At 46.5% G+C, this 24,558-nt stretch carries 18 protein-coding genes and 1 pseudogene; 3 read left to right on the top strand and 16 right to left on the bottom strand.

All coding sequences use genetic code 11. The features are described from left to right. Positions 1 to 685: 685 nt before the first annotated feature. Positions 686 to 1,294, top strand: coding sequence for a riboflavin synthase (locus HMPREF2955_RS08665; RefSeq protein WP_070722695.1), 609 nt, complete (start codon positions 686 to 688; stop codon positions 1,292 to 1,294). A gap of 96 nt (positions 1,295 to 1,390) precedes the next feature. Here the strand turns inward: HMPREF2955_RS08665 and HMPREF2955_RS08660 are convergent, their stop codons facing one another. From HMPREF2955_RS08660 to ftcD, 5 genes are all read right to left on the bottom strand, one after another. After that, positions 1,391 to 1,699 carry a TfoX/Sxy family protein gene (locus tag HMPREF2955_RS08660; RefSeq protein ID WP_070722693.1) on the bottom strand — a complete coding sequence of 103 codons (309 nt, stop codon included), beginning with the start codon at positions 1,697 to 1,699 and terminating at the stop codon, positions 1,391 to 1,393. A gap of 168 nt (positions 1,700 to 1,867) precedes the next feature. Next, positions 1,868 to 3,112 (bottom strand): imidazolonepropionase, encoded by a 1,245-nt coding sequence (hutI, locus tag HMPREF2955_RS08655; RefSeq protein ID WP_070722691.1) that lies wholly within the window; start codon positions 3,110 to 3,112, stop codon positions 1,868 to 1,870. 6 nt (positions 3,113 to 3,118) lie between these two features. Beyond that, positions 3,119 to 4,594, bottom strand: a complete 1,476-nt coding sequence (gene hutH, locus HMPREF2955_RS08650; RefSeq protein ID WP_070722689.1) for a histidine ammonia-lyase — start codon at positions 4,592 to 4,594, stop codon at positions 3,119 to 3,121. Positions 4,595 to 4,616: 22 nt separating this feature from the next. Next, the gene (locus HMPREF2955_RS08645; RefSeq protein WP_070722688.1) at positions 4,617 to 6,626 is read right to left on the bottom strand and encodes a urocanate hydratase; all 2,010 of its coding nucleotides are present in this window, start codon (positions 6,624 to 6,626) and stop codon (positions 4,617 to 4,619) included. 119 nt (positions 6,627 to 6,745) lie between these two features. After that, complete coding sequence (gene ftcD / locus HMPREF2955_RS08640) at positions 6,746 to 8,446, bottom strand: glutamate formimidoyltransferase (protein WP_070722686.1); 1,701 nt, start codon at positions 8,444 to 8,446, stop codon at positions 6,746 to 6,748. 464 nt (positions 8,447 to 8,910) lie between these two features. On the opposite strand from ftcD, the pseudogene HMPREF2955_RS16870 reads away from it, so the two are divergent. Both HMPREF2955_RS16870 and HMPREF2955_RS08635 read left to right on the top strand, forming a co-directional pair. Continuing rightward, positions 8,911 to 9,066 (top strand): annotated as a pseudogene (locus HMPREF2955_RS16870) (transposase); the annotation flags it as partial. Positions 9,067 to 10,401: 1,335 nt separating this feature from the next. Beyond that, entirely contained in the window at positions 10,402 to 11,061 is a 660-nt protein-coding gene (locus tag HMPREF2955_RS08635) for a hypothetical protein (RefSeq protein WP_019188402.1), read from the top strand. A gap of 380 nt (positions 11,062 to 11,441) precedes the next feature. Here HMPREF2955_RS08635 and secG read toward each other — a convergent pair whose 3' ends face one another. The 11 genes from secG to HMPREF2955_RS08580 all read right to left on the bottom strand — a co-directional run bounded on the left by secG (position 11,442) and on the right by HMPREF2955_RS08580 (position 23,962). Next, positions 11,442 to 11,810 carry a preprotein translocase subunit SecG gene (gene secG / locus HMPREF2955_RS08630; protein ID WP_070722684.1) on the bottom strand — a complete coding sequence of 123 codons (369 nt, stop codon included), beginning with the start codon at positions 11,808 to 11,810 and terminating at the stop codon, positions 11,442 to 11,444. Between the two features lie 112 nt (positions 11,811 to 11,922). Further along, complete coding sequence (locus HMPREF2955_RS08625; protein WP_070722747.1) at positions 11,923 to 12,678, bottom strand: hypothetical protein; 756 nt, start codon at positions 12,676 to 12,678, stop codon at positions 11,923 to 11,925. Between the two features lie 26 nt (positions 12,679 to 12,704). Next, the gene (lptE, locus tag HMPREF2955_RS08620) at positions 12,705 to 13,226 is read right to left on the bottom strand and encodes an LPS assembly lipoprotein LptE (RefSeq protein ID WP_009229738.1); all 522 of its coding nucleotides are present in this window, start codon (positions 13,224 to 13,226) and stop codon (positions 12,705 to 12,707) included. Then, entirely contained in the window at positions 13,204 to 14,466 is a 1,263-nt protein-coding gene (locus tag HMPREF2955_RS08615; RefSeq protein ID WP_070722683.1) for a sigma-54 interaction domain-containing protein, read from the bottom strand. The genes lptE and HMPREF2955_RS08615 overlap by 23 nt, the downstream gene beginning before the upstream one ends. A gap of 237 nt (positions 14,467 to 14,703) precedes the next feature. Beyond that, positions 14,704 to 15,735 (bottom strand): lysylphosphatidylglycerol synthase transmembrane domain-containing protein, encoded by a 1,032-nt coding sequence (locus HMPREF2955_RS08610; protein ID WP_070722681.1) that lies wholly within the window; start codon positions 15,733 to 15,735, stop codon positions 14,704 to 14,706. A 6-nt stretch (positions 15,736 to 15,741) separates the two neighbouring features. After that, positions 15,742 to 16,857, bottom strand: a complete 1,116-nt coding sequence (locus HMPREF2955_RS08605; RefSeq protein ID WP_070722679.1) for a PdxA family dehydrogenase — start codon at positions 16,855 to 16,857, stop codon at positions 15,742 to 15,744. 22 nt (positions 16,858 to 16,879) lie between these two features. Further along, entirely contained in the window at positions 16,880 to 17,935 is a 1,056-nt protein-coding gene (gene rlmN, locus HMPREF2955_RS08600; RefSeq protein ID WP_070722677.1) for a dual-specificity RNA methyltransferase RlmN, read from the bottom strand. A gap of 160 nt (positions 17,936 to 18,095) precedes the next feature. After that, the gene (gene nudC / locus HMPREF2955_RS08595; protein ID WP_070722676.1) at positions 18,096 to 18,875 is read right to left on the bottom strand and encodes an NAD(+) diphosphatase; all 780 of its coding nucleotides are present in this window, start codon (positions 18,873 to 18,875) and stop codon (positions 18,096 to 18,098) included. A gap of 120 nt (positions 18,876 to 18,995) precedes the next feature. Further along, a complete protein-coding gene (locus HMPREF2955_RS08590; RefSeq protein WP_070722674.1) occupies positions 18,996 to 20,735 on the bottom strand; it encodes a bifunctional metallophosphatase/5'-nucleotidase in 1,740 nt (579 codons plus the stop codon). Between the two features lie 220 nt (positions 20,736 to 20,955). Further along, positions 20,956 to 21,687: a DUF6630 family protein gene (locus HMPREF2955_RS08585; protein WP_070722672.1), complete on the bottom strand. Its 732-nt coding sequence runs from the start codon at positions 21,685 to 21,687 to the stop codon at positions 20,956 to 20,958. A 280-nt stretch (positions 21,688 to 21,967) separates the two neighbouring features. After that, positions 21,968 to 23,962, bottom strand: coding sequence for a helix-hairpin-helix domain-containing protein (locus HMPREF2955_RS08580; protein ID WP_070722670.1), 1,995 nt, complete (start codon positions 23,960 to 23,962; stop codon positions 21,968 to 21,970). Positions 23,963 to 24,558: the final 596 nt, after the last annotated feature.

Below are 24,558 nucleotides of genomic sequence, written 5' to 3'. Positions count from 1 at the left end.
TGCGGCAAGGTGGGCGATTGGTGACCAGAAAGGGTACTTATAATGTTAAATTTTTCACTGAAAAGTTGACAAATGCTGGTAAGTTGACGAGTGGACAGGTTGGTAAGAAGACAAGTGGACAAGTGAACGAGTTGATTGTTCTTTTCTCGTTCCTCGAAAAGTGCGTTTTCTCGCCATGACAATGTTTGATCAAGCTCGACATGGTTCATTTGGCTTAACGAAAACGTTCTTTTCTCGTTCCTCGAAAAGTGCGTTTTCTCGCCATGACAATGTCCGAGCAAGTTCGACGTTGTTCATTTGGCTTAACGAAAACGTTAACCTTTCGCGTCTTGACACAAATATGTCCAGGTTGACATAGGAACAAAAAGAAACATAAAGAAGTGCTCTTTACTTTTTCCTCATGATGTGCCACTGACAACCGTTTTCAGCTTGTAGAGAATGCACCGAATGGCCTCCGCCAGGTCACTTTTAGTAACACAATCGTGTTTTGCCACCGACAAATGTGGCAAGATCTCAAATTTTGTTGTATCTTTGTCCAGTACTTCGTACATGAGAGGAGTGTTTATCTTGGTTTTTACAGCACAAAGATAATAAACTCCTCTCAATTTGTAGAAATTTTAAAAGTCTAGACGACTTAGAAATTCGTGATTTGCATTATACAATTACAAATTAAAGATGTTGCATTATGTTTTCAGGCATTGTAGAAGAGATGGCTACGCTAGTGGCCATGAAACGATATGAAGAGAATATCGACTTTACGTTTAAGTCTACCTTCACCAACGAGTTGAAGATAGACCAAAGCGTTGCGCACAATGGGGTTTGCCTAACGGTGGTTGAGTTGGATGGCGAAAACTACACGGTTACGGCTATGAAAGAAACCTTGATTAAGTCGAACCTCGGACTGTTGCAGGTGGGCGACAAGGTGAATATTGAACGCTCCATGAAGATGAATGGCCGACTAGACGGACACATTGTGCAGGGGCATGTGGACACTACGGCAACATGTATAGCGATGGAAGACGCGGAAGGTTCAACTTACTTTACGTTCGAATATGCTTTTAATCCCGAACAAGTGGGGCGTGGGTATTTCACGGTAGACAAAGGTTCGGTTACTGTTAATGGCGTATCGCTTACGGTGGTAAGTCCCACTGAATGCACGTTTAAGGTGGCCATCATACCTTACACGCGAGAAAATACCAACTTTTGCGACATCAAAGTTGGCTCGGTGGTGAACTTGGAGTTTGATATTCTAGGCAAGTACATCGCCCGTATGCAAAGCCTTTCAGCAAAATAATCTTGCATTTACTGTTCGGAACGAGCAGTAATGGCACCTTTTTCCCTTGCTTATGCCCGTGTTCAAGTTCCGAAAGAAACGTCTTTATTTATTCTTTCAGGGTTTGGGCTCGGGCAATTCTTTGTAGGTTTCCCTTACAATTTCGGCTAAAACCTCGTGGTCTTCTAGGTCGGCAATGTAGAAATAGTCTTTTGCACCAGGATATGGAGGGCGTAAATCAACGGATTTAAGTTTCTTTTTGCCGGCCTCGGTGGGTTTGATGTAAAGGCAATCATCGCACAACAGACCAAAGATTTTGCCGTTACAATAGATGCCATAGTCGCCGAACATCTTCTTAACCGTTATTTCTCCTGCCGTAGAACATTGGTCTACAACGTACTGAACAAAGTCTGTGGTACAAGCCATGTGTGGTTTTGTTTTTGTTATTGTGGGTGATGATGCCTTATTTTCCAGCTGACGTGTTGACAAGTTGAAGAGGGGATGTTCCTTATCAAGGATTTAGAACGCTCCTCTTTTATATTATAGGCACTTGTCAACACGTCAATCTGAACGTTTTCTCCGCTGTATTGCTCGTCAATTTTGCCGTTCGCCGTTGAGATATACCTCACGAATAACGGGCGTGGTATAGGCGTAGGGAATGAATGCAATAGAGGGAATGGGGTGGGTGATGTAGAAGTTTGCCACCTTGCCAATGGCTATCGAACCATAATCGGCACTTAGCCCCATAGCGTATGCCCCGTTGATGGTGGCTGCATTAAACGCCTCTTCGGGTAGAAGTCGCATTTTGATGCAAGCCAACGACACGACAAACTTCATGTCGCCCGATGGTGTTGACCCTGGATTATAGTCGCTTGCGATGGCAGGACCAAGGCCGGCACTAATCATTTTGCGCACGAGTGCAAAGGGAATGTTGAGGAAGAACGAGGTGCCAGGCAATGCTGTAGGCGACGTTTCCGTGCCAATCATCATGGCAATGTCTTCGTCAGTCATGCTCTCCAGATGGTCAACGGAGAGGGCGTTGTGTTTAAGTGCCACTTCAACACCGCCACTTGGTGCCAATTCTTGTCCGTGTATCTTGCCACGCATGCCGTATTTCGCACCGGCTTTCAGAATGCACCCCGTTTCTTCGGGCGTGAAAAAGCCCTCGTCGCAGAACACGTCTACAAAGTCGGCAAGCCCTTCTGCTGCAACGGCAGGTATCATTTCGTTCACAACGAGGTCTACATAAGCACTTTGTCGGCCTGCATACGCTCTGCCCACAGCATGTGCACCAAGGAAATTGGATACCACTTTAAGTGGCGAGTTCTGTTTGATACGGCGTATAACGCGGAGCATTTTCAGTTCGTCTTCGGTGTTTAGGCCGTATCCGCTCTTTATTTCCACACAGCCCGTGCCTTTGAGCATCACTTCGCGAACACGTTTCATCGATTGTTCAAACAGTTCGTCTTCGCTCATTTCGTGCAGTTTGTCGGCACTGTTGAGTATGCCACCGCCACGTTTGGCAATTTCGGCATACGACAAGCCGTTGATTTTGTCGACAAATTCATTTTCTCTGCTGCCTGCATTGACAATGTGCGTGTGTGAATCGCAAAACGATGGCATCACCGTTCCGCCCTCGGCGTCTACTCTTTTCACGTCGGCTGCAAGCTGTGGTAAGCTTTCCATCGAACCGAAGTCGGCTATCCTACCATCTTTAATTAGCAGATAGGCATTGTCTAGCGTTTCGAATTGAGCCATTTCGCTACCTTGTAGGCGCAAGCGACCCTTACGGTCGATGCCGCCAAGGGTCGCTATGTTATAGATTAATGTGGTTGCCATCGGCTATTATTTGCGTAAGAACAGGATGGACTCTTCGATGTAGGGGTACATCACCACGTCTACATCAATGAATGGAACAACCTTTCGATAGGCCTCGTGTACCTTCATCAGTTCGGGAGAAGACACAAGCGGGCGACGGAAGTCGAGTGCTTGGGCTGCATTGAACAGTTCGATAGCCAGCACGCGCTCGGTATTGGCCACCACCTTGCGTAGCTTGATGGCAGCATTTGCACCCATACTAACAAGGTCTTCTTGGTCTTGGCACGAGGGAATGTTGTCGATAGACGATGGTACGGCATACGACTTGTTAAGACTTACCACCGAGGCGGCCGTGTATTGGGCAATCATAAAGCCGCTGCTAAGGCCTGGTTTGGCCACAAGGAAACTAGGCAAATCGCGCAAACCCGACACTAAACGATAGATGCGGCGTTCGCTGATGTTGGCCAATTCGCTCATGGCAATGGAGAGATAGTCCATAGGTAGGGCGATGGGTTCGCCGTGGAAGTTGCCAGCCGAGATAATAAGGTCTTCGTCGGGACAAACAGTGGGATTGTCGGTAGCCGAATTTATCTCTGTGTCTATCACCGAATAGACGTAGCGCAAGGTGTCTTTCACTGTGCCATGAACTTGTGGTACGCAACGGAAAGAGTAGGGGTCTTGTACGTGTTGCTTGGGACGTGCGATGAGTTGGCTGCCTTCGAGCAGTTGGCGGAAACGTGCAGCCGTTTCAATTTGTCCTTGATGGGGACGAACAGCATGCACCGCGTGGGTGAAAGGCTCGATGCGGCCATCGAAAGCATCGAGCGACATAGCGGCGATAACGTCGGCCCATTCGCTCAAACGCTGTGCGTTAAGCAAGGCCCAAACGGCTTGTGCGCTCATGTTCTGCGTGCCGTTGAGTAGTGCAAGTCCTTCTTTGCTAGCCAATTCGATGGGTTTCCAATTCATTCGTCGGTTCATTTCCTCGCCCGAAACAACTTCGCCGTTCATCTCTACTTCGCCTAGACCTACCAAGGGAAGACTCATGTGGGCTAGGGGAACGAGGTCGCCCGATGCGCCTAGCGAACCTTGTTCGAGTATTACGGGGTAGATGTTGTTGTTGAACATGTCGACGAGTCGTTCAACGGTGTCGAGTTTGCAGCCGGAGAAACCATAGCTTAACGACTGAACTTTAAGCAAAAGCATCATCTTAATAATGTCGTTGGGCAGACGTTCGCCCACTCCGCATGCGTGCGACTTGATAAGATTAACTTGCAATTGCGACAATTGGTCTTTGCTAATCGACACGTTGCACAGCGAACCGAAACCGGTTGTTACGCCATAGATGGGATTTTCTTCCTTGGCAATGCGTGCATCTAGGTATTCGCGACTTTTAATGATGCGCTTGCGTGCATCGTCGCTCAGTTCAATTTTGTGGTTGTTATAAATAATTTCGCCGATTTTCTCAATTGTAAGATGGTCGGCAGAGATTTGATGTGTCATGATGTTGGTCGTGATATGGGGTTTAAAAATGAATGTTGTCAATCAATTCATCGTCTACGAGATTGGGCATCGTTACTTTGAAGTGGGGCGTGCGCTCCATTTCTCGGTTGATAGCGTCCATCGAGCCTTTGTTTCTTGCCCACGAACGACGGCTTATACCATTGTTTACATCCCAGAAAAGCATCTGCCTGATGCGTTGGTCGCAGGCCTCGCTACCATCAAGTACCATGCCGAAACCGCCATTGATAACTTCGCCCCAGCCAACGCCGCCACCATTGTGAAGGCTTACCCATGTGGCACCGCGGAACGAGTCGCCGATAACATTCTGTACGGCCATGTCGGCACAGAATTGTGAACCATCGTAGATGTTACTCGTTTCGCGGAATGGCGAGTCGGTTCCCGAAACGTCATGATGGTCGCGTCCCAATACGATGGGTGCGCTAATACGGCCTTCGCGTATGGCTTTGTTGAACGCCAAGGCTATGCGTATGCGTCCTTCGGAGTCGGCATAGAGGATGCGCGCTTGCGAACCTACAACCAATTTGTTGCGACCAGCCTCGCGAATCCAATGAAGGTTGTCGGCCAACTGTCCGTGTATGTCGTCGGTTGCCTTGTCCATCAGTTCGGTTAGCACCTCGGTTGCAAGCTGGTCGGTTAGTTCGAGATCGGCAGGCAAGCACGAAGTACAAGCCCATCTGAAGGGTCCAAAGCCGTAATCGAAGAACATTGGTCCCATGATGTCTTGCACATACGAGGGATAACGGAAGTGTTGGGCATCTTTCATGATATCAGCTCCTGCACGGCTAGACATCAATAGGAAGGCATTACCATAGTCGAAGAAGTACATGCCTTGCGCCGTTAGCTTGTTAATGGCTGCCACTTGTCGGCGGAGCGAGTCGAAAACGCGCTCTTTAAATGTATCTGGGTCTTCGGCCATCATCTTGTTCGACTCTTCGAGCGACATGCCAACGGGATAGTATCCGCCTGCATAGGGGTTGTGCAAAGAAGTTTGGTCGCTACCTAAGTCCACCTGCACGTTATCTTTTGCAAGGCGTTCCCAAAGGTCTACCACGTTGCCAACGTATGCCATGGAAACCACGCGGCGTTCTTCAACGGCCTTCTTAATGGCGGGAATAAGTTCGTCTAAGTCGTAGTGAAGTTCGTCTACCCATCCTTGCGCATGACGCTTCTCTGCCGCATGCGGATTAATCTCGGCCACAACACTTACTACGCCAGCGATGTTTCCTGCCTTGGGTTGAGCACCAGACATGCCACCTAGACCTGATGAAACAAAGAGTGGCATCTTGTGGGTTTTCTCTTTGCCGAACACTTTGCGGGCAGCGTTAAGTACGGTGATGGTTGTTCCGTGCACGATGCCCTGTGGACCGATGTACATGTAGCTGCCAGCAGTCATTTGTCCATATTGACTTACGCCCAGCGCATTGAACCTTTCCCAGTCGTCGGGCTTAGAATAGTTGGGGATAACCATGCCGTTTGTTACCACAACGCGCGGTGCATTAGGGTGCGAGGGGAACAAACCTAAGGGATGTCCGCTATACATTACGAGTGTTTGCTCGTCGGTCATCTCGCTAAGATACTGCATGGTGAGTCGATATTGCGCCCAGTTTTGGAATACGGCACCATTACCTCCGTAAGTGATAAGCTCGTGTGGGTGTTGCGCCACGGCAGGGTCAAGGTTGTTTTGTATCATCATCATGATAGCTGCTGCCTGCGTGCTATGGTGCGGATAATCGTTTATCGGACGAGCGTGCATGGCATAACGCGGGCGTAGCCTGTACATGTAAATGCGGCCATAATCTTTCAGCTCTTGCGTAAATTCGGGCAACAGCTGTGCATGTAGTTCTTTGGGGAAGTAGCGCAACGCGTTTCTTAGTGCCAATTTCTTTTCTTCTGCCGAAAGGATGTCCTTTCTTTTTGGGGCATGACTTACGCTATTGTCGTAAGCTTGTGGTTCGGGCAGCACGTGGGGAATACCACCACGGAGGTCTGCTTGGAATTCTTGAAGGGTCATAGTGGTTGGTTAGTTTTATTCTTACCTACTTATATATAAGGTGTAGCGGTTACACCTTGCGCACCGTTTAGCACATAAAGGCGAAATGCAGGCAGGCAAAAAGCCCACCTGCAAACGCATTATAGTTTTGATTCTACGATGGCAACAATCTCAGTTTCGGCTGCGTTAGCTTTTGCGATAAGGTCGTTTGCCTCGGCAATAAGTTTGTTGCTCACCTCTTTGTCGATAAGCGAACCGGCATTAATCTTCACGTTCATGCCAGCTCCCAACACGGCTGCGCGAGCGGCCAAGGCGCCAACGCCAGTGTCGGACACGCTGTTGGGGTTGCCTGTTTCGGCCATTGCCTTGCACAACTCGAACACGCGGAACGACTCTTTCATCGTTTGCAATGGCACTTGTGCGGCATAAAGTGTGGCGGCTTGTATAGCATCGGTACGCGCTTGCTTGTCGGCATCGGTCTTCTTGGGTAGTCCGAAAGCTGCCATAATGCGGTTGAAGGCCTCCGTGTCTTCGTCTACAAGGTGCAACAAGTTGCGCATCATCTCCTGTCCTTTGTCTGCCCAATGGCTAAACTCTTCCCAACGGTCGTCCCATCCGGGCTTATGACTAGATAGGTTGGCCACCATTGCGCCCAAGGCGGCACCCAAAACGCCCATGTAAGCAGAGATAGTTCCGCCGCCAGGAGCAGGCGATTCGCGTGAGGTTTCTTTGGCAAAGCCTTCAACGGTGAGGTCTACCAGCTTTTTATTGCCTTCTTCTTCGCAAAGGTACTCAATCACTTTTTCGCGCGGATTAAAAGGTTTGAGGTCGTCTAGTCCCATTGACTTAACGGCAATCTTGATAACATCTTCTTCGGGAATGCCAGTAGAACGGTTTTGTTTTTCCAAGAAATATCTGCCAGCCTCGACGAGTGTGCGTTTGGGAATAAGGCCAACAATCTCCGTTCCTGTAACCCTTATCCCTCGATTTTGTGCGCAACGACACACTTCGTCGAAAGCAATGTGGAGTGGGGTAACGTCGATATTGGTGATGTTCATCGACACTTGGGCAATGCCGTACTCATCGATAAACCAGCCAATTGCCTTTGTCGCTTTAAGCGTTCCTGGTTGGTTGATGGTTTTCCCGTTCTCGTCTTTCTTGATTTTTCCTGTTATAGGGTTTCCTTCGCGAACGGGTCTGCCTTTCTCTCGCACGTCGAAAGCGATGGCATTGGCACGGCGTGTGGAGGTTGTGTTAAGGTTAAAGTTGGTTGCGATGAGGAAATTACGCGCACCAACAGCGGTAATGCCTGTACGTTGAACACGCTCGTCAACGGGGCGTGCCCCAAAGTCGGGTTGCTTTCCTTCGGTAGTCAGTTTCTCGGCGAGTGCTTCGTATTCGCCTTGTCGACATACGGCAAGATTTTGTCTTTCAGGTGTGAAGGCAGCAGCCTCGTAGCAATAGCAAGGAATTTGCAGCTCGTCGGCAATGCGTTTGGCCAACTTGCGTGCCAATTCGGCACATTCTTCGAGCGTTATGCCAGCCACAGGGATGAGTGGCAGCACATCGGTGGCACCCATTCGTGGGTGTGCGCCGTGATGTTGGCGCATGTCGATAAGTTCTCCTGCTTTTTTCACGGCCAAGAATGCGGCCTCAACCACCACGTCTGGGCAACCCACAAAGGTTACCACCGTTCTGTTGGTGGCCTCTCCAGGGTCGACATCGAGCAGTTTAACACCTTTAACCTCTTTGATAACACTGGTTATCTGGTTAATGATTTCCATGTTGCGGCCTTCGCTGAAATTAGGCACACACTCTACAAGTTGCTTTACATTGTTCATGCTAGAATGTATCTGTTAAACGTTAGTATCAATATCGGTATTTTGTAAGACAAGCACAAATATATGAATTAATTTACTAATGCGTGCCTTTTTCGGGTATTTATTTGCCTAAAAAAGTGCGACTGTATGCAGCCGCACTTTTCTAATTGTTGTTATGTTAGCCCTAGGCGTGTCGTAATGCCTTGTATTTTGTTTTCGGCTAATCGTTTTGTTTCGCTATGCGCAATGTTGCATGCAAATTGATATGTGCAGAAAAACGTTGATAAATCGGCCTTTCTTTGTTTGATTGTTGCTTATTTGGCCTCGTTTATGCGTTCAAGTGTAACGAGCATCAATTCTAGTTTATTGGCATTTTCATTCTTCCTTATGTGGAATGTAACGCTGAAGTCATCTTGACTTTTAGCATTTCTATAATATCAATTGAGAGGAGTTTATTATTTTTGTGTTGCGAAAATTAAAGCAAGATAAACACTCCTCTCATATACGAAGTACTTGATAAAGATACAATAATCTTTGAAACCTTGCCCCATCTGTCTGTGGTAAAACGTGGTTATGTCTCAAAAGGTGACCAGACGGAAGTTATTCAAAGCATTCTCTACAAGTTGAAAACTGGTTGCCAATGACAGATTACTTCTGCGTTTGCATGATGCTGTTTCCGTTGGACGTGAGCAGGATGCCCTGCAACCGCTCGCGCTGGCAGTCCGTAAGCGTACGTACTTTCCGTGCTGTTTCCCATACGCGTGTACGCGGAGTAATCGTTTTTTTGTCAAGTTTTAGGTGGAAAATTTAACATCCAGAGTGGCCTTTTCGTTCACCAATCGTCCACCTTTGCAAAAAATCGATTCTCGCGAAGGTTGGTTTTGATGAAAAAGGGATTGGAAATAAATGCAGGCAAGATGTATTTTTATTTAAGGAAACCGTCATTTGCACCATTTTGGGGACTATTTGCCGCTAAATGCAGTGCGTTTTGGTGCTAAATGCAGTTCGTTTTGCCGCTAAACGCAGTGCGTTTTGCCGCTAAACGCAGTGCAAAATGGTGCAAAATGCAGTGCAAAATGGTGCAAAATGCAGTGCGAAATGGTGCAAAATGCGAGGCAAAAAGCATAAATATACACTGCAATGCAATAGATAAAAGCCTCCCGAACCATTAAAAACAGGGCTAGAAAGGGCAAAATGGCAGCTAAAAAGTGGGTTTTAGGGGGGTAAAAGCGGGTAATTGGGCTTAAAAAAATCTGGGCCAGCAACCAAACTAGAAAGGCAAAATGGGGCAAAATGCACTTCGTATTCTTAAAAATAGACAAGAAGAAAGGCGCGAAAGGTTAGAAATAGTGGCAATTTGCCTACTTTTGGGCTAATGTTTTGCCTAGAATGGAATGAGAAATAGCGTGGTGTTGTAAAATAAAAAATAATAATTTAAGATTTCGAGTTGATGGGTTGGTGAGTTGTTGAGTTTGTCAATTGATGAGTTTGTAAGTTCATGAGAAGTTGAGTTTGTAAGTTGATGATTTTGTGAGTTGATTTTTTTGAGCTTATGAGTTGTTGAGCTTGTGAGTTGATGGTTTTGTGGGCTTATGAGTTGATGGGCTTCTAAGTTGATGGGGTTATCAATTCTTGAGTTTGAAAATTGATGAGTTGATGTGTTTGGGAGTTGTTGGGTTTTCGTGATTTTGTAGGCCAGTGAGTTAATTGTGTGCTGCACTTAGTATATAAAAGGGGTGTTTATCTTGTGTTGGCACCACTAAGATGAGAAACTCACCCCCTCAATTTACAGAGATATTAAAAGTCAGCCCACTTCATTATAAGTCTGTGAACGAGGTTCACATCGTGTGTTTCTTTTGCTGTTCATTTTGCGAACAATGATGACCAGTGTATCTTGATATCTTTATCATTAAAAAATGTTTAATCCGTTGGGAAACCTAAATAAATGTGATACCTTTGTGAAAAAGGAGATAATCATGGAACGAATTACACTTGAAAACTTCGAAGCAACGTATGTAGACCCAATCGAAGAGGAACGTATTGACAAATTTGTCTGTGATGAAATGGGCCGCCAAATTCATCGATATATAAAAGGAATGTCGGGTAGCAAGGACATCATGAACAAGTTTGAGGCACAGCTTTCCACGTTGTCGATACCTGAAAAGGAAGTGGCCATTGCCAGATATATCGACCTTAACAGGAAAGTTACGAGCGGACTCGACTTCAAAATCGTGCTAACAAGAGCTATGGCTAACTACTGCGACACGTTCGATTATTTACTAACGTTGGTTAACAATAGGCGAAAAATGGTGTATTACCTTAATCGCATCAAGTCGAAATACCTGCGCTATCACGAAGTTGTGGAGGTAGATGGCAAGTTTGGCATTAATGATGGCGACGGAAATGTGCTTGTTTCGCCCAAGTACGACTTCTTACGCCGTTGCTATACGTATGTAGACGATTTGTGCTTAATGCCCATTATTGCGCAGAAAGATGGTAAGATGGGACTTATTTTGCCCGATGGTAACGATACTGTTGTGGCAGATTTTGTTTACGATGACATCTGTTTGCGCGACGAATACCCATATTTTGAGGCGCGCCAAGGCAAGAAGAAAATATTGTTGGAAACGAAATAGACACAAAATTGGGCTGGCACCCTATGGGGTTTAGCCTGTTGTTGACCCCTGTTTAGGATCAAACGAAGGTTTCTTGTTGCTGTATAATCCGCACTTGCGGATTATTACAGCCTATTTAAGGCTGGTTCTGCAATTCCACGTTGTTTTAGAATTAGCTTTAAAATGGGGGGCTTGGCGTTAGGTTGACTCGTTTAATTTTAATGGTCGCATTGTTCCGTATTCGTCTCGCACAGAATGTTCTAACGTCTGTCGTATTGTTGTCAACCTAAAAGTATAACTCCCTAAAAAAGTAGAACTCCCATTGACAACATGGCCGTCAATGGGAGTTCTAACGAATAGGGCAGCTACGTTATAGAAACGTATGCTGCTTTTGTTTCCTATTATTTCTTCACTGGTGTAGCAGGAGCAGGCGTGCTTGGTGCAGCAGGGGCTTGCGAACCTGCGCCAAAACCAGGTGTGGTGTTGGGGTTTGTGGTCTGCGTTTCAGTTGCTGATTTTTCGAGAACGCTCGTTTCAGCCAACGATTTGGGCGCAACGTATGCACACACAACGCTAAACACAACCATAGCGATAGCCAATCCCCATGTGGTTTTCTCAACAACATCGGTTGTTTTACGTACACCCATTATAGAGTTTGACGAAGAGAATTGCGACGAAAGGCCTCCACCTTTCGACTCTTGAATGAGTACAATGGCAATCATCAGCACTGCTGCGATGACGATAAGTACTACAAAAAGACTGTAAATCATTTTCTATTTGTTTTTGTTATTTATTTTATTATCTATCTTTTGTTATTCATTGCCAACTGTTAGCAGGGCAGCTATGACGACAACTACTACAAAAAGGATAAAAATCACTTTTCTATTTGTTTTTGTTATTTATTATCAATTTCTCTAAGAAACGTATTTGGTCTGCAAAGTAAACATTTTTTTTTGGATAATTCAAATTTAGTCGCCTAATAATTTCAAGCGCCTTCTCAAATTTTCCTTGTCGTATGTATATCTTTGCCAATGTTTCTGTGAAATATCCATCACCTTCCGCCGCCGTTGTAGTTGTCGTATTGTCTTCTACAACGGGCGTAAATTCGGGTTCGTCTTTCAGCTGTATCTTCCCTCCTTCATTAAAAATGAAGTTGTCTATGAGCATTTGCCCTTTCAGTTGTGGAGTCTCTTGGGGCTTTTCCTGTTCTTCCGACTCTATTTCGAGCAAATAAGACACATAGTCTATTGCGGCATCAGCAGGTGTAGGTTTGCGCCGACTTTTCTGCGTTTCCTGCTCTTTGTCTTCGGGCAACGAGTCTAAGAAATTGTCGATAAGCGATATTGTGCGACTCTCGTTGCCGTCGGTCTGCTCTTGCCGCGTTGTTCGGCGGTCTTCGGTTTTGAGCTTATAGTGTGAGGCTTCAATCATCTCGAACACCACATTGCGGTTGGTGAGATATACCGATGCGCGCCTAAGCTCCTCGTCGAAAGTGGGGTCGTGCAGAATATAAAGGTTTTGCAGCATCATCAACCTGGCTGGCTGATAATACGGATGTAGCGCAACGATGCTTCGGAGATCGTAGAGCGTCTCCTTGTCTAGCACTTCGGGATGATTGATAAGTTGCGTTAAATTCATCATTTGCGTTGGTTAGTTCTGTGGCTTTACCAATTAGCCACGGTGGCATTGAATATTTGGTCTGTTAGGTCTTTCACCATTTCCCTCACCAATCGCTCTTGTACGGCACTTAAAGGCAAGGTTGTTTCGTATGTCGCGCTAGCGGTGAACTGGCGTTCAAAGTTCTCCTTCTGGTTCTTTGTGTTGGTGAAACGCACGTTAACCGTCATGGAAAGTTCCGTTTGTGCCGAATATCCTTCGCTCGACACCGACTTGTTGCGCTGCGAATATTGCAGAATTTCGCCGTCTATACGCAAGTCGCCATTTCGTTTAACCTGCGTTAGGCGTGTATGGTTGGCAAAGATGTCCTTCAATTGGTTGTTGAACATGGGTGCCATAGGTCCCCACACGTAGCTGCTTCGGTTGGGAAATTCGGCAATCTGTATGGTTTTCGTCTTGCTGTAATCAATGCTGGCTCCGTTAAACTTGTACGAAACGGAGCATGCCCACAGCACGCAAGTGCCGAGTACGAGCGTTAATGCCAGCCTATTTACTGCTTTCCAATCCATACTGCTTTATTCTCCTATACAATGTTCGGTCTGATATGCCAAGCTCTATGGCAGCTTTTTTCCTGTTTCCTCCGTTCCTTTCAAGTGCTTTCTCCACCATTTGCCGGCCTAAGTCGTTTAGGTTTAGGCTTTCGTTGTCGGCCTCGTTTATCTCTTCGGCCTCAACAAACCCATTTGTAAGGGGTGCTTGTTGTGGCGAATGGATGGCGGCTAGGGTGGGGGATGTGTCGTAATTCTTCGTGTTCAATGCGGCGATAGACGAAGAGTAACCAGGCAATTCTGTACCTAAGGCAACACCGTCGTCCAGTTTTTTTTTCAGTCCCGACACCTCTCTGCGTAGGTCGCTCACGTTGCCCCGAAGCTCGTAGAGTATCTTATAGAGCAACTCGCGTTCGCTTTCATACGAGTGTGAACCTGTAGAAGATACGGGCGCAAGCTGCGTGCTCTCCGGGTCTTGTGGGATGAACTTCTGCAAGTGCGTGGCATCTATCTCGCGTTCGCGACTTAAAATGGATATTTGTTCAGTGATGTTTTTAAGTTGACGCACGTTTCCTGGCCACTTATATTTCAGCATCAAGGCCTTAGCGTCTTCCGTTAAAGATATTTTGGGCAGCTTATACTTCTCTGCCATCTGCATGGCGAAAAGGCGGAAAAGCAAGATAACGTCGTTTCCGCGGTCGCGTAAAGGTGGCATTTGTATGGGAATGGTGTTCAGTCGATAGAACAAGTCTTCCCTAAATCGCCCTTCGCTGATGGCTTTTCGCATGTTCACATTGGTTGCGGCTACGATGCGCACGTTGGTTTTCATGATGCGCTGACCGCCAACCCTGATGTATTCGCCCGTTTCAAGCACGCGAAGAAGCCTTGCTTGTGTGGCCATAGGCAGCTCGCCCACCTCGTCGAGGAATATCGTTCCATTGTTGGCAACGCCAAAATAGCCCTCGCTTTCGCCAATAGCACCCGTGAACGAACCCTTTTCGTGACCGAAAAGTTCGCTGTCGATGGTGCCTTCGGGTATCGAACCGCAGTTAATCGCGAAATACTTCTCGCGTTTTCTGGGTGAGTTGTCGTGAATAACGCGTGGAATAATCTCCTTTCCTACACCGCTTTCGCCTATGATTAGTACCGACAAATCTGTTGGCGCAACCTGCATGGCAACGTCTAAGGCATGGTTCAGGGCATCGCAGTTGCCCACAATGTTATACCGTTGTTTTATCTTTTGTAGTTCCGTCGTATTCATAGGAGCAACAAAGTTACGAAAAAATAGCCGAAGAAAGGGCAGAAATATAGAAGATTAACGAAATTCGGCATTATTGTTTTAAGTTTCTATGCCTGTTAGCTTGTAAGTTTCTGTGCGTTTAATGCCTTTAAATCTTCAAGTGCCTATAAGTTTGTGCACATTCATTTCGGGTTTTATAATCGTTAAAAAGCACGAAATCAGGCTACTAAGGAGTTGACAACGACTTTGCAAATAAATCTATTTTTGCAGGTCGGCATTGGGTGTAGAGCGGTCGAACTTAATTAAAAGAAGTCCTAAGCCTGTAAATATCAGTTCCCTTACACGTACAATCAATGCAACAAATATGCCCGAACTAGATGATATACCCAGCCCCGAAGCCGACATGAGGAAACCTCCTTCGCGTCCGCCTAACTGCAAAGGAATGAAAAAAAGCAGGTTGGCGAAAAGGCTGGTAAAGGCCAATATCAGTATACATTGTACGTAATTGACATCGGGCATGATGACTAAGAGGATGAAATAAATTTCTAGTGCAGAGATGATGCGGCAACTTAGTTCCAGCAATACGGCCGTAACAAAGGTGGTACGGTTTTGTTTGTGCAACGCAGAAATCTGCTGGTCTACTGTGTCTAGCTGCTTTTTGTTTCTCTCGATAAACGATAATGCCCACCGTTTAACAAATGGTATGTGGCAAAGTAGGCGCATTGCCCTGAACGCAAGCCCTTTGCGGTAGCCTACCATGAAGAACCAAAGCCCCAAAAAGCAAAACACCAAGCTAGCCAGAACAATGGTGAGGTGGCCCAATGTGAGTGGTTGGGTGAGGAAAAATAAGGCTATGGAGGCAAGCCAGAACCAAAAATGGCTGAAAATGTGGGTCATGGCGTAGAGTATAACCGAAGAGGATGCCCGCTCGGTACCTATCTTTGGCGCAAGCGACATGATGCGATAGGGCTCTCCACCCATTAACCCACCAGGTGTAGCGTAGTTTAAGGCAAAGCCCGAAACTGTAACTTTGTACAGCCACCAAAAGTTAATGCGGCTGTTGTTTGTAGTTGGATGCACCGTTTCTTGTCCTTGTCCGGCTTTGATAATGATGTACCATGCCGAGGTGTTGAGTACGTACAACGCCATCCAAAGAGCCAAAACAGCAAAGAACCAATAGCCGGTGTGTTTTAATCCACGCCATACCTCAGCAAAGTCTAGTTGCGTTACCATGATGCCGAGCAGCACCAAGCCAAAGATGAAAAAGCCGTTTTGATATTTCTTCTTCATCCCTTTTTATTTAGGTTGCTGCTCTTCGTTGCCCTCTTTCTTTTTCGTCACGTTGAAACGCACCTTGTCGCTCTCGTCTCTTTTCTCGTGATAGAGCTTTTTCAGTGGGTTCTTATAAGGCTGGTCGTATGCTTTCCTGTTCCTAAATACATCTAAGGCCAAGTAGATAGCATGCCTAAAAGCCATTTCGTTGCTTACGCCTTGCCCAGCCTTTACGTCTAACGCCTCATCATCGGTTGAGGTAACGACGGCAGAAAGTCCTGTGATAAGCCTTACGCCACCCTCGCACGAAAGGGCTTTAAAGGGAATCATGGCTTGGTCGTGATACATGGCTAGCACGCCATCGAATGTGTCGAACTCTCTATTGCCAAAGAAACTGTCGGCTTGATAAGGACCAAAGGCCGTGTATCCCTCGGCAATAAGTTGCTTGATGGCTGGTGCTATCACCTCTTGTTCTTCCTTACAAGGCTGGTCTTCCAGTGTTGGGTTAAGTGCCAAGACTGCTACTCGTGGTATGGAAATCATGAAATCGCGGCGCAACGAGTTGTGCAATAGGCGCACCGTGCTTTCAATCCGTTCTTTCGTTATTTCGTTAGCCACGTCTTTTATGGCCAATTCGCCCGAAAGGGTAGTGATGCGCAAACATTCGTTGAGCGACATTTCTAACGTATCATTCGTTTCGCCCAGTTGCTTGGCCATGTATTGCGACAAGCCAGTGGGGTGTTCTTGGGCGGCGAAGAAATGTTTTTCGCTTATCGGGGCGTTTACAATGGCGTTTACAATGCCTGCCTTACAGTCGGCAACAGCCCTGTCTATGGCTTTGCGTGCTAAGGCAGCGGCAGCCTCACTGGGTGCTCCAAACTCAATCTTTACCTCTTCGTCCGAAACGGCTAGCAAGTTAAGCCGTTCGGGTTTGGCCTCAGAAGCATGCTGAATGATACTGAAATTCACATCAAGGTTAAGTGCCTTCTTATGATAAGCAGCTACTTTGGGCGACCCATAGATGATGGGTGTGCAAAGTTCGAACATCTCTGGCGAGGCAAAGGTCTTGAAAATAAGTTCCATGCCAATGCCGTTAGCATCGCCTTGGGTTATGGCTATACGAAGTTTATTGTCGTCCATAGGTTTTTACTTTGTTCTTTATTTATTGGTGTTCGCCGCTGTTTTCTCTGCCTGCAATCTTTTTAGCGGTGCTGAGAAGTCCGCAAGCGGCAAATATATCTTGTCCTCTGCTGGCTCTGATGGTGGTAAACACGCCGTGGTTGGTAAGATAATCCCTAAATGTCTCCATGCGTTTCTCGTCCGAATTGTTCAAGTTTACATTGGGTATTTGGTGAAAACGGATGAGGTTCACCCTACAATCCAGTCCTTCTACAAGCTTAACCAACTGACGTGCATGAAGTGGCGTGTCGTTTAAGCCGCCAAACATGATGTATTCGAAAGAAAGCCGACGCTGGTGAGTGAAGTCGTATTGCTTTAAAAGCTCAACAATCTCTTCTATCGACAGGCCTTTTTCGGCAGGCATGATGCTAGCACGCTGTTCGGGTATGGGTGTGTGCATGCTAATGGCCACATGGCAATCGCTTTCGTCGAGAAAGCGTTTGAGTTTACCTTTTACGCCAACACTACTTACCGTTATACGTTTCGGACTCCAAGCATAACCATAATCGGCCGTTAGTATTTGCGTTACTTTCAGTACATTATCTAGGTTGTCCATCGGCTCTCCCTGACCCATAAACACGATGTTGGTCAGCTTTTGCCGTTCGGGTAGGGCGTAAATTTGGTTGAGAATGTCTTTGGCTGTTAGGTTTCCCTCAAAGCCTTGCTTGCCTGTTTGACAAAAAAGGCAGTTCATTTTGCAGCCCACTTGACACGAAACGCACAGCGTGGCGCGGTCGCGGTCGGGTATATACACGGTTTCCACAAACTTACCGCTCTCTGTTGGGAACAGATATTTTATGGTTCCATCCTTAGAATATTGTGCATCGATAAACTTCGCGGCACCTATTTCGTAGCGTTGTGCTAGCTTTTCCCTATTTGATTTTGAGATGTTTGTCATCTCTTCGATGGTGTCCACATGCTTGTCATATAGCCAAACAGCCATCTGCTTGCCTGCAAATGCAGGCAGACCGTTGTCTACGGCAATGGCTTTCAGCTCGTCGAGCGTATGCCCCAGAAGTGGAATCTTGTGGTTATCCATTTATATGCAGATGTATAATATGTTGCAACAATTGAAAAAATGCCATGCAAAGTTACTACAATTTCTTGGGATAGCATAGTTGAATGGCGCGTTTTCTTGTCGCTTGTGGCGTGTTACTTTGGGATGAAAGCCCTCGTTTAGGCCACATCTTGCTTGCTGGTTATTGGCCGAATTGTTCCAACCAATGGTCTATCAGCTTGCGTGCAAGACTTAGTTTTTCGGGTATTTGCGGAAGTCTTTCACGATGAAACCATCCGCCAGCCGACAGTTCCTCTTCTTGTAAGCGGAGGTTTCCGCTTTTATATCGCGCCGTAAAACCAGCCATCAGCCCAATGGGGTAGGGCCAAGGCTGACTGCCGAAGTAGCGCAGCGAATCTATTTCCAACCCAGTTTCTTCTCTCACTTCACGCACTACGGCCTCTTCGAGCGATTCGCCTGTCTCTACAAAACCTGCAATCAGGCCAAAGAAGTTGCCTTTAAAGTTCTTGGCATGCACCAACAACACCTCGTCGCCCTTATATATCAACACAATAATAGCCGTAGCCAACTGTGGCCAGACTTCGTTTCCACAGCTTGTGCAGCGTTTAGAAATGTTGGTGTGCAACTTCATCGCACCGCCACATACGCCACAGAACTTTGTTTGTGCATCCCAATAATTTATCTCTCGGCACTTCCCTGCCATGAGATAGAGATTGTTTGGGAGTTTATAATACGACTGCCTTAAATCGCAGAAGGTACAAGTGTCGGGAATGGTTGTCGCGTCGTCTATTGCGTATGTCTTTACGGCAATTCCTTCGGGTGTGCATTCCATCTCATGTACATTCTGCTGCGCATTGATGGCTGTTGGCGGATTGTCTGATAAGGGAATGCCGAACGTATGGTCATCAAGCTGTTCGAGCAGCAGTTCCGATTGCTTAAATACAAACCACAGGCTTTTCATTGGTTTTCAATTAAAGGGCAACCCCTGCAAGCGTACACACAAAGTATGCGGCATTTGCAGCACGCTTGTGGGGTTTGCCTATATATAATAATGTGTAAGACTCGTTTTTAACGTTTCGTTTTAATTACCGAAAATCAGTTTTCTGTCTCGCTCTATGGCTGGTTTGGTCCATTCTTCTGGCACGAACTTCCAATTGTTATGTGCCTGCGGATTCATCACACCGGCCTTCTCAATCTCGTTCATCAGGTAGAAACGCTGGTCTTTCTCGCTCTCAAATACAATCCTGCTCTTCAACTCTGCGCGCGGAATGCCTGCCCCCTTGGTAAGCAATTCGCCACCGCCATTGCCTCGATAGCTGTTCATAGCCACCTTATACCAGCGGTTTTCGTCGAACGGCGTGCCGTCGGCCATGCTTAATATCCTCACCTTTTGTCCATCGGGCTTGGTTACATCCACCTCGTAGATGATGCCGGCCGCACTATCGAAGTTAAATGCCAGATTCTTAAAGCCAAACCGTTGACGGTCTTGCTTGGCCCATTCGCTTATCTGCATGATGTGGTCGTCGGGCGATTTCATCGTATTTACCCACAGGTCGTAACTCATTTCCAAATGGTTGCGTATCTCTTTGCCCGTCATTTTAAGCACATATATTTGATTTTCGTATTTATATAGGTTGAACATGTCGCTCACATACACGTCGCCCTTGTTGATACGTGCGTCAAACGATAGCGGAGCATTAAACGAAATGTCGGCTCCCGTTATCTTTAATTGCAGGTCGTGAATAAAGTCGGTGAAGGCTGCACTGCCAAAATAGCAGTCGCGTGTGTAAATGGTGTTTTCAAAGCGCCCAATCTTTCTGTTCACAAAAGCATTTACACTATCAATGTCGGCTTTGAAGTGTTGCACATACTTCTCGTCGATGGGCTGCCCTGTGATGTCTATCACGTCGCCCGTTATTTTCTTGCTCACCACCTTGCCCTTTGCCTTGCGTATGCTGATAGTAGCATCGCTCACCATGTAAGCATCGCACGAAGGGTCGAGGCACAACACGTCTTTGCCTGCATTGCTCTTTACCCAACCAGCGTAACGGGTGTGGTCGTGTCCGAAAAGAATGATGTCGAACCCCTCCACTTCGCGTGCTACCGTCAGCGAAGCGTCCTCATCATACTCTGGTGTGTGTATTCCGCCTTCGCGCCCACTATGGAAAAGGCCGATGATAACATCGGGTTTTTCTTTTGTTTGGATGTGTTTCACCCAATACTTGGCCGATTTAACCATGTTGTCGAACCGCAAACCCGTCCACAAACTCTCCTTTAACCAATTGGGGATGGCTGGCGTTAGCAATCCCAGTACGGCCACCTTCACACCATCGCGCTTAATGATGGTATAAGGGTGAACATAAGGTTTGTTTGTTCGGGTGTCGATGATGTTGGCTCCCAAGATAGGGCACTTTACCTCTTTAATCCATTTATCATATACGGGATGCCCCGTTTCGATGTCATGGTTGCCCACCGTTTGCGCATCATACCCCATGTAGTTCACCACCGATGCGGCCAAGTTGGGCATCGTGGGCTTAACAAAGTTGCAATAGTAACATGTGGGTTGACCTTGAAGAATGTCGCCGTTGTCGAGCAAGATAACGTTCTTGCCATACTTCTTGCGCATTTCGTTTACATACGAACTCACTCTGGCCAACGAGCCTTTCTTGTCGCGGCGGTTGATAAAGTCGTAAGGAAAGAAGCTTCCGTGTACGTCGCTCGTCTGTATTACCTTGATTTCTACATTCTGAGCCTGCGTATATTGGGAAAGACTTAAACCTGTTAGGAGCATAAATAATACTTTTCTCATCTGTTTAAACATTTATAGCCGAATTGCAAAAGTACAAAATCTAATTAAAATACCCTACGAACGAGGCATAAATGTTCACACATAAGAAATGCAAAAGGTCTCTTTTGTTAATAGACAACTATGAAAAACACCTGAGCGGAACGCAACCGTAAAGGTGTTGAGTGCCTCGACGAGACAAAAGATTTCAGTAGCTATATTAAAGAGAAAGGGGGCGAAATCTCCACAAGATTAATCAACTTTGTGTTGTGCATGGAATATCATCAATTTGAGGAGACGGGGTGTACGGCACAACAGCCACAACATATTCGTCGCTTTCTCTGTCGATTAATATCGCGTTATAACCCAACGGCTGCCAAAGCTCGTTGAGTGCGTTGCACCAATGAGGTATATCTGCCTGCTCATCAAAGTGCTCCTGCGGCACGGGCAAGTTATTTGCCTGCGCCCGTCTCAAGTCTGTCGTCTGCCATACAAACTCTTCCAGCCCCTCTTTCCAGTCAAACATAGCAATGACTTCTGCCTCTACCAACACGAAGAGCAGCCCCTCGCTGCACAACACGTCTGGCTGGTCATGATACAAATCCCATGTCTCGACATACGCGTCATTGTACCACCCGTCACGCGTAATCTGTGCTGAATAGAAAGCTTCGGGCGACTCAAGGAGTTCCTCGACAGTCTGCATCACGTCCACTTCTTCGCCAGCAAGCATTTTCGCAAGTTCACGTAACGAGTCTTTATCCGTAGGCAAATCTACTCGTGGCACAAACGGTAACGTTATCGTATCTGGTTCCGCAGAGGGGAGAAACAGGCCAAACAATGGGAAACCGAAAAACAGTGCACCCAACACGCAAATTATGCCCTTAACCCACGCGCCCTGCTGGAACATTTCAACGGCCATTGTGCTGCCCAAGACAACAAAGGCGATAAAGACCAGCATGATACACCCTTCCGTCAGTTTTTCTTTCATATCGTTCTCTGTTTAAAAGTTCGTGTCAACAAGGCTTTGCAATGTCAATGTTGTTTCCATATCTCTGGCACACCATCAACTGCCGAACAAAATGAACTCATCGCACTTGCCTGCTGCAAAGATAGGATTAATTTTTGACATTGCGTTATATTGCCGTGCCATAAATGCCGTATCGATGTACCATGTGCACAGCAAAAGGCCTGTTCTTCGCATGCGAAATGCACCAAAAGCCTTCATCGTTCGCCAACTTATAAGCTATGGAAAAGATGTCTAGCCCCAATTATAGTTTCCAAATAAGTTGCAAGTCGGCATCTGCCTGGTCTTTCTGTGTGGTGGAAAGGGCGTTAGGTCTAGCCTTCGGAATATAAAAGCGGTGCGTAAAACCCAGCTTGGCCAAGAGCAGCAGGTGGCTGTTTATCGCCACTCGTCCCAACAATGCAGCCCGATAGCCCCTACCAAAGAACGAGGGAAAAAGGAAATTATAACGCAATCCACGTTCGTAGGTATAAATTCTTGTGTCGAAACTGTTCGTGTTGAAATAGCCAACAACAGCATCTAGCTTTGTTTTGACCGATTGCCAGCCACCGCAAAGGCTAGTCATCCATCCGCTTTTAAGGCCATTACCTTGTATCATTACGCCGTCGGCCTGTATCTTGGCATGCCAATTATCCGCAGTTAGGCTGTAGGCCAGTCGGCAACGATTCTCCTTCTTATCGATAACCTGGTGGCTACCAGCCGCATTCTCTTGTTTAATTTTAAACCGGTAACGTGCTGTCCAGGTTGCATTTCCGCGTGCAAAAGTGGCGGTAAGCATGTTGTCCCACGCTGTCGATGCGGTGGACACCCGATAACGGGGCTGCGGAAAATAAGCATAATCGCTATAAGCACTTATCAACCAACCTTGTGCCGGTTGCCAATTAGCACCAACGTACAAGCCGCTTTCATTGTTTACGCGTCCTCCTTCGCTAAAACTTTGCGCCAAAAGTGCTTGATAACGATAGGAATAAAAACGCTGAACAAGCCTTAAATCCAATCTCGACGATAGGCAGACGGTGACCATATTAATGGTGGCAAGTGCCTGATTTTTGTCTATTGCCGTTTCGCCTGCTATCGTTAGCCGCCTGCTTAGATAGCCATAATCAATGCCCACATTAAAGAATTGTCGGCCACGGGCAGCAAATTTGCGGAACCTTTGTGCTGTATCGGGGCGCAGTTCGTGGTTAAATGCGGTGTACAGTGCCGTTAATCCGATGTGAAACCCATTGTGTAAGAAGTTCAAGTTTGTGCCTGCCACGCCTTGTAAGGCGTTGTGTTTGTGCGCCAGTTCGGTTTTGGTGCGGTGATAGCCTGTCTTCAATATCGTTTTTATGGCGTTTCCGTCTTTCGTTGGGGTTGTGTCGATATGCCTATACGAACCAAATAACGATAGGTCTAGCCCCTTAGCGAGGTTCACTGTGGCTGCCGCGCCTTGCAAATAATTGCCTTCCCACCGCGACGAATGCCCCCGAACGTGCCCCGTTGTTCTGCCTAATGTGGCTAGCGATGCCTGTTTACCAAAGCCATAGTCGTTGTTTATCACCAGACCCATGCCGAAACGAAGGCGATAACGTCCCACGGTTGCAGCCTTAATTCTGCCAAGTTTGCGCACCAACAGATAGAAAGAATAAAAGTCGTAGCCCCCTTTGTTGCGATTACTGAAAAAGGGTTCGCCTGCATCTTGCGATGCCAATAGCCCAGCCTTGACGTATTCGCCAAGGTGAAAATCATATCTTAGCCAATGCCGAACATCGTAACCCAAATGCTTTTTGCTTGCAGACGACTCCCCCGTTAAGGGAAATTTCACTTCGCCCGCCACTTCGTGTTTGCCATACTTGATGATGTTGCGTAGGGTGGGGAAGGTTTGACGCTTGTTGTCGTCCACGTAAACAAAGCATTGCAACAACAGTCGCGTATCATAATCAATAGTTTCTATCAACGCCAACTCGGAAAGCGAGCGCACGGGTGCATAGTGATAAAGGTATTCGCAGATGCCTTCCACCTGCTGTGCCGAGAGAAAAGGCAGGCGTTCTAGGTCTTCGCGCGTGGCGGTATTTAGGTTTAAGGGATGTGTTTGCAAGTCGGATAAGGTTTCATACGCATCGGCATTGGTCTCTTCCATCTGCTCATTGTTCTCCAACCACCGCTGATAATATTCCTCCCATCTTGTTTCATTTTGTGCCACCGATGGGAGAAAGCATATCATAACGAGCAAAAATACCACATAACGTATCTTCATGGATAGATTAAGTTGAATGTTTTTACAAAGTTAAGCATAAAAGTTCGTATTGTACGCAAAACAAGTTGTTTTTTCGTTTTCATACTGATTTTACCCTGCTTAGTGAAGAAAACAAGGCCAACATGTACTACTACGCACACCCTTTATCCTCAATCCGCTCGATGAGCATCGCTTTCAAACTATATTTCAGTCATTTCTTTTTGTTAAATATGTTGCTATTATTTTACAAAACACACTCTGTGTGGCACATCATTCTAGAAGAAACAAATGCTCTTAAGCATACATTTTGCCCCTATTTTCAGTTTTGTCGAATCCTTTTTCGGTCCATTTTTAAGCATGTTGCCTTCATTTTGCACCATTTTGCCTTTCTAGTTTGGTTGCAGGCTCGTAATTTTTCAAGCCCAATTACCCACTTTTAGCCCCTAAAACCCCACTTTTTAATGCCTATTTTGCCCCTTTGAGCCATATTTTAATGGTTCGAAGAGGTTTTATTTATGCCATTTGAGTGTATTTTTATGCTTTTCGGCTCACATTTAGCAGCATTTTGCACTGCGTTTAGCGGCATTTTACCTTGCATTTAGCATCAAAACGCACTG

This window comes from Prevotella sp. HMSC073D09 (genome assembly GCF_001814145.1).
Lineage (GTDB): Bacteria > Bacteroidota > Bacteroidia > Bacteroidales > Bacteroidaceae > Prevotella > Prevotella conceptionensis.
Note: the sequence above shows the minus strand (reverse complement) of the source record. Positions and strands in the feature narration are given on the sequence as shown.